Below are 999 nucleotides of genomic sequence, written 5' to 3' on the forward strand. Positions count from 1 at the left end.
TATGGTTTTTGTGGAACCTGCTGCCTGATGATGCGGGCTACAACATCACAGGGGCGGTCCGGTTGCGGGGTGCGCTGGACATTGACGCGCTGAAGACAGCGCTATCCGGTCTGGTGCAGAGGCATGAGGTCCTGCGCACAACCTACGACCAGAACGCGGATGGCCCGTTCCAGATCATCCACGACGAGCCTGTTTATGGCTGGCGCGTGGTGGATCTGACAACAAACGGGCAGAGCGAGGAAGACCTCCTGTCCGAAGGCGCCCGGGCCCCCTTTGATCTGCGTAATGGCCCTGTCTTCCGTGTCCTGCTGATCCGGGTCTCGGATCATGAACACGTCCTGCAGTTCGGCATGCACCATATTGCCTCTGACGGCTGGTCAATGCCCATTCTGGTCAACGACTTCTGCACGCTTTATGCGGCGGCAGTCGAGGGACGGGAGGCCGCCCTTCCACCCCTCGATATCCAGTATGCGGACTATGCCCTGTGGCAGCGCGAATGGCTTGACGATGCGGCGCTGGAAGATCAACTCGCCTACTGGAAGGATCGTCTGGGCGGGGAACAGCCTGTCACGACCCTGCCTCTGGATCGCCCGCGCCGTGCGCCGCGCGATCGTCGGGGCGGCACTTTTGGAGTGCAGATCGACGCGGAGATTGTGGAAGGTCTGCGTCGCCTGTCGCGCAAGCATGGCGCCACTCTGTTCATGACCCTGCTTGCTGCGTTCGATCTGCTGCTGCACCGCTATGGTGGTGATGAAGATATCCGGATTGGCGTGCCGGTTGCTGGACGAGTCCGGGTCGAGACAGAAGGACTGGTCGGCTTCTTTGTTAACACGCTGGTGCTGCGGGCCGATCTGTCAGGCACCATGCCAGTAGGTAGTCTGATTGATCAGGTTCGTGACCGGATGCTCGAAGCACAGAGCAATCAGGACCTGCCTTTTGAGCGCCTTGTCGCAGCTCTGCAGCCCGTGCGCGATCAGAGTGTCTCTCCTCTGTTCCAGG

Annotated in this window: 1 protein-coding gene; it reads left to right on the forward strand. The window is 60.7% G+C overall.

Features of this window, described 5'->3' with window-relative positions; translation table 11 throughout:
* Positions 1 to 999: condensation domain-containing protein (locus AD948_RS00135; RefSeq protein ID WP_248845853.1), on the forward strand; the 999-nt coding region annotated here is incomplete at both ends.

Source organism: Acetobacter senegalensis, assembly GCF_001580995.1.
Lineage (GTDB): Bacteria > Pseudomonadota > Alphaproteobacteria > Acetobacterales > Acetobacteraceae > Acetobacter > Acetobacter senegalensis.